This is a genomic window from Arhodomonas sp. KWT (genome assembly GCF_010993615.1).
In genome coordinates, this window is the sequence record NZ_WNXE01000186.1 from 1 (window position 1) to 4238 (window position 4238).

The 4238-nt window shown below is 71.6% G+C and carries 4 protein-coding genes; 3 read left to right on the forward strand and 1 reads right to left on the reverse strand.

The window, feature by feature from the left end; genetic code table 11:
- Positions 1-1277, reverse strand: a 1277-nt coding sequence (locus tag G7A99_RS16260) for a M3 family metallopeptidase (RefSeq protein ID WP_163142079.1), incomplete at its 3' end; no start/stop codon positions are given.
- Positions 1278-1446: 169 nt separating this feature from the next.
- On the opposite strand from G7A99_RS16260, the gene gorA reads away from it, so the two are divergent.
- The 3 genes from gorA to G7A99_RS16275 form a co-directional block, all read left to right on the forward strand.
- Positions 1447-2805, forward strand: coding sequence for a glutathione-disulfide reductase (gene gorA / locus G7A99_RS16265; RefSeq protein ID WP_018716694.1), 1359 nt, complete (start codon positions 1447-1449; stop codon positions 2803-2805).
- 88 nt (positions 2806-2893) lie between these two features.
- Positions 2894-3424 (forward strand): gamma carbonic anhydrase family protein, encoded by a 531-nt coding sequence (locus tag G7A99_RS16270; protein WP_018716693.1) that lies wholly within the window; start codon positions 2894-2896, stop codon positions 3422-3424.
- Positions 3424-4238: succinylglutamate desuccinylase/aspartoacylase family protein (locus G7A99_RS16275; RefSeq protein ID WP_163142082.1), on the forward strand; the 815-nt coding region annotated here is incomplete at its 3' end. The genes G7A99_RS16270 and G7A99_RS16275, both read left to right, overlap by 1 nt.

Genomic DNA, 4238 nt, shown 5'->3' on the forward strand with positions numbered 1-4238 from the left:
ACGTCCATCCACGCGCCGCCGCGCTTGTGGGCGCGGGCGTAGAGGTCGGTGTAGAACTGGCCGACCAGGCCGCCGTCGGCGTCGCGGATCTCGTGGAAGCCCACGTCCGGGTGCCAGGTTTCCACGCCGTCGCCGCCGGGGGTGATGTGCAGCCCGTAGAGGCGCTCGACCACCTTGAACAGCCCTTCCATCACCCGGGAGGCGGGGAACCACGGGCGCAGGTCTTCGGGTGAGAGACCGAAGCGTGCCTGGCGCAGCTTCTCCGAGTAGTAGGTCGCGTCCCAGGCCTCCAGCCGTTCGAGGCCGTCGCGCTCGCGGGCGAACGACTCCAGCTCCGCGAACTCTTCGCGGGCGCGGGGCACGCTGCGCCGGGCGAGGTCCTCGAGAAAGCCCATCACCTCGTCGACGCTGCGCGCCATGCGCGGCTCCAGGGCGAGCTCGGCGTAGTTGTCGAAGCCGAGCAGCTGCGCCTGCTCGTGGCGGAGGGCGAGGATCTCGTCCATGACCGGGCCATTGTCGAACTGCCCGGCGTGGGGGCCGACCTCGGAGGCCCGGGTGGTGAAGGCCTCGTAGACCTCGCGGCGCAGGGCACGGTCGTCGGCGTGGGTGAGCACCGCCTGCACCGAGGGGAACTCCAGCGTCAGCCGGTAGCCGGACACGCCCGCCTGCTCCGCGGCCTGCCGCGCCACGCCCAGGGCGGACTCGGGCAGACCGGCCAGCGCCCCGGTGTCCGTCAGGTCCCGGTGCCAGGCGCCGGTGGCGTCGAGGAGCTGCTCCTGGAAGCGCGCGGAGAGCTCGCTCAGGCGGCTGGCGATCTCCGCGTAGCGGCGCTTGGCCTGCGGGGCGAGCGCTACGCCGGCGAGGCGGAAGTCGCGCAGGGCGTGCTCCACAGCGGCGCGCCGCTCGGCGGGCAGGGCCGCGAAATCGTCGCGCTCGGCCACCGCCCGGTAGGCCTCGTAGAGCGCGGTGTTCTGCCGCAGCTCGGTGTCGTAGGCCGAGAGCCTGGGCAGGCAGGCGTTGTATGCCGCGCGCAGGGCCTCGCTGTCCATGACGCTGTTGAGGTGGGAGACCGGTGAGAACACGCGCATCAGCCGCTCGTTCATGGCCTCGACCGGGGCGACCAGGCCCTCCCAGGTGTACGGCCCGCCGTCGGCGAGCAGCCGCTCCAGCGTGGCGCGGTTCTCCGCGAGCACGGTGTCTATCGCCGGCTCCACGTGGGCCGGCTCGATGGCATGGAACGCCGGGAGGCGGTCGGTGGCGAGCAGGGGGTTGTCCATTCGGGTGCTGTTTCTCCGTTCGGGGCGTCGCCGGTGGGCGGCGCGGTCGCCTTGCCACCTGGTTCGTCGCGGTGGCGGTGCTTTGCCGCGGCGCCGCAGCGCAGTAGATTAGGGCCGGTACCGGACGGCGCCGCCGGCCTGAATGCTAAGTGTTGGGGCAGAGAGTCGCATGAGCAACCATTTCGATCTGATCTGTATCGGCGGCGGCAGCGGCGGTATCGCCACCGCGCGCCGGGCCGCGAGCTACGGGGCGAACTGCGCGGTGGTCGAGCGCGAGCGCCTCGGCGGCACCTGCGTGAACGTCGGCTGCGTGCCCAAGAAGGTGATGTGGAACGCCGCCAATGCCGCGGAGGCGCTCCGCCATGCCGGGGATTACGGCTTCGACGTCACCGTCAACGGCCTGGACTGGGGCGCCCTGGTGGCCAACCGCGAGGCCTACATCCAGCGCCTGAACGGCATCTACGCCCGCAACCTGGACAACTCTGACGTCGCGGTGCTGCGCGGCGAGGCGCGTTTCGTCGACCCGCACACCATCGAGGTGCGCGGCGAGCGCTACACCGCGGACCGCTTCGTCATCGCCGTGGGCGGCACGCCGATGTACCCGGACATCCCCGGCGCGGAGCTCGGCATCGACTCCAACGGCTTCTTCGAGCTCACCGCCTGCCCGGACGAGGTGGCGGTGGTCGGTGCCGGCTACATCGCCGTGGAGCTCGCGGGCGTGCTCCACCAGCTCGGGGCGCGGGTGCGCCTGGTGGTGCGCCGGGACTCGCCGCTGCGCGCCTTCGACCCGATCATCCGCGAGGCCTACCTGGAGGCGGCGGCCGCCGACGGCATCGAGGTGGTGAACCACTTCGTCCCCGCGCGCCTGGAGCGCCGGCGCGAGAGGCTCTCGCTGCACGCCGAGGACGGCCGTCACCTCGACGGCCTCGACGAGGTCATCTGGGCCATCGGGCGGACGCCGGCGACGGCGGCGCTGCGCCCCGACGCCGCGGGCGTGGATGTCCGCGCCGACGGCAGCATCCCGGTGGACGCGTACCAGGCCACCAACGCCCACCACATCTATGCACTGGGCGACGTCACCGGCAACGCCTTTCCGCTCACGCCGGTGGCCATCGCCGCCGGGCGCCGTCTCGCTGACCGGCTCTGGGGCGGGCAGCCGGAGCGCCATCTCGTCTACGAGACGATCCCCACGGTGGTGTTCACCCACCCGCCGATCGGCACCGTCGGCCTCACCGAGGACCAGGCCCGGGCGGAGTACGGCGACGAGGCGGTGACGGTGCACAGCACCCGGTTCGTGCCCATGGAGTATGCCCTTGCCGACGCCGCGGCCAAGCGTCGCAGCGCGATGAAGCTGGTCTGCGTCGGCGACGCCCGCCAGGTGGTGGGGGTGCACCTGTTTGGCCTGGGGGCGGACGAGATGCTCCAGGGCTTCGCCGTCGCGGTGCGCATGGGGGCGAGCAAGGCGGACCTCGACGACACCGTGGCCATCCACCCCACCAGTGCCGAGGAAGTGGTCACCATGGCCTGAGGCCGCGAAGGGCGGTATCTTGCGGCCGAAGAGCGCACGGCGGACGGCGGAGCGTCGCCGCCCCGTGCCGCAGCCAGGGAGCGAGGACATGATTCGACCGTTCGACGAGAAGTGGCCGCGCGTCGCCGACAGCGCGTGGATCGACGAGAGCGCCGTGATCATCGGCGACGTGACCCTCGGTAATGACGTCTCGGTGTGGCCGACCGCCGTGATCCGTGGCGACGTCAACCGCATCGCCATCGGCGACCGCAGCAACGTCCAGGACGGCACGGTGATCCACGTCGCCCATGACGGGCCCTACAGCCCCGGTGGCTTCCCCACCGTGGTCGGCGAGGACGTCACCATCGGACACCGCGCCGTGGTGCATGCCTGCACCGTGGGCAGCCGGGTGCTCGTGGGCATGGGCGCGATCATCATGGACGGTGCCGTGGTCGAGGACGACTGCATCATCGCCGCGGGCACGCTGGTGCCGCCGGGCCGGCGCCTGGACGCCGGCTATCTCTATGTCGGCTCACCCGCGAAAGCGGCGCGCGAGCTCAGTGCCGAGGAGCGCGAGCAGCTCGTCTACTCCGCCCACCACTACGTCCGGGTCAAGGAGAAGCACGAGGGGCGGCTCTGATGGCGCGTCAGGCCCTGACCCTCGCCGGGACCACGGTGCGTCCCGGCGAGCGGCGTACCATCGATATCCCGGCGGCCCTGCTCTATACCCACGCGCCGGTGACACTGCCGGTGCAGGTCATCCACGGCAGGCGCGACGGCCCGGTGCTGCTGGTCAACGCCGCCATCCACGGCGACGAGATCAACGGCGTGGAGATCATCCGCCGGCTGCTCCAGCTGCCGGCCCTGCGGCGCCTGCGGGGGACACTGCTGGCGGTCCCCATCGTCAACGTCTTCGGTTTCACCGACCGCTCGCGCTATCTTCCGGACCGGCGCGATCTCAACCGCGCGTTCCCGGGCAGCGAGCGCGGCTCGCTCGCCGGGCGCCTGGCGAACCTCTTCCGCACGGAAATCCTCAGCCACGCCAGCCACGTCATCGACCTGCACACCGCGGCGATCCACCGCGAGAACCTGCCCCAGATCCGGGCCAACCTGGACGACCCGGACTGCACCGCGATGGCCAAGGCCTTCGCCACGCCGGTGATCGTCAACACCCCGCTGATCGAGGGCAGCCTGCGCAAGACCTGCAGCGACGAGGGTCGGCCGGTGATCACCTACGAGGCCGGTGAGGCGCTGCGTTTCGACGAGTCCTCGATCAAGGCCGGCGTGCAGGGTGTGCTCCAGGTCATGTGGCACCTCGGCATGGTCGCCGCCAGTCGCGTGCGCCGTCGCCCACGCAACAGCTACGCCGCCAACAACAGCAGCTGGACCCGGGCCGAGCAGGACGGCATGTTCCGCGCGATCGTCCCCCTGGGCGAGTACGTGGAGGAGGGCCA